Source organism: Arsenophonus sp. ENCA (assembly GCF_002287155.1).
GTDB classification, from domain to species: domain Bacteria; phylum Pseudomonadota; class Gammaproteobacteria; order Enterobacterales; family Enterobacteriaceae; genus Arsenophonus; species Arsenophonus nilaparvatae.
This window is the reverse complement of sequence record NZ_NHNG01000728.1, coordinates 1-803: the sequence shown is the minus strand read 5'-3', so window position 1 is coordinate 803 and position 803 is coordinate 1. Positions and strand designations below refer to the sequence as shown.

The window sequence follows — 803 nt, the reverse complement described above, 5'->3', positions numbered from 1 at the left end:
TACCGATTGAGGGTGAGTTCATCGGCAAAGCCCCTTTGCAAAATAATTTACCCGCTATTTGTGGAAGAATTATTCTTGACTATGAAAATGGTAGCGTAACTCGGACAGAAGTCGTTCCTTCTAATTATTTTATTGGGGATATTGAGAAGTTAATGGAATATTTACAAAGACGTGGGGTCGTGGTGCTTGCTGATGAAGCGGAGCGCCGAAACTTTGTCAAAGAGAATCTCTTGCGGTTGATTAACTGATAAAGCGATAAATCAATCATTTGAGCACCTTAAGGTATAAATCACTTACTACGCCAGCCCTGTGCTGGCTTTTTGTTGCAAGGAATCCGGTATGACCGATATCGCCACGATTTCATTAAAAGTAAACACGGCGGATTTGGAAAGAGGTGAGCAGAAGTTAAAATCCTTTCAAGGAACAGCGGAAAAAGTTGAMAAGGCTTCATCAAATCTGGAGGGTGGATTAAAAAAAGTGAGCCTGGCTTCACTGAGAAATGCCGAAACCATTAAGACGCAAAAAAATGAACTCAATGACCTGTTAAATCGAATTAATCCCACCAATAGAGCGTTCGATGAGCTGGATAAAATTAGCCGTAAGCTTGCCGCTTCACATCAAAAAGGCTTGCTCCCACTTGACCAGTTTGTTGATTACAACACGATACTGGAGGAATCGAGAGATAAACTAAGCCGGATGAATCTGGCACTGACCGCAGAAGGGAGAGCGCTCCTTGCACAGAAAGAAGCCTCAAAACGAGCAAAGTTAGCCGCGGATAATTTTCTTAACACATTAAAACAGCA

Annotated in this window: 1 protein-coding gene and 1 pseudogene; both read left to right on the top strand. The window is 42.1% G+C overall.

Annotated elements, in window-relative coordinates:
- A partial coding sequence (locus tag CBG25_RS18920; protein WP_290608598.1) for a hypothetical protein occupies window positions 1-248 on the top strand: 248 nt, incomplete at its 5' end.
- 91 nt (window positions 249-339) lie between these two features.
- Window positions 340-803: pseudogene (locus CBG25_RS18915) on the top strand (phage tail tape measure protein); the annotation flags it as partial.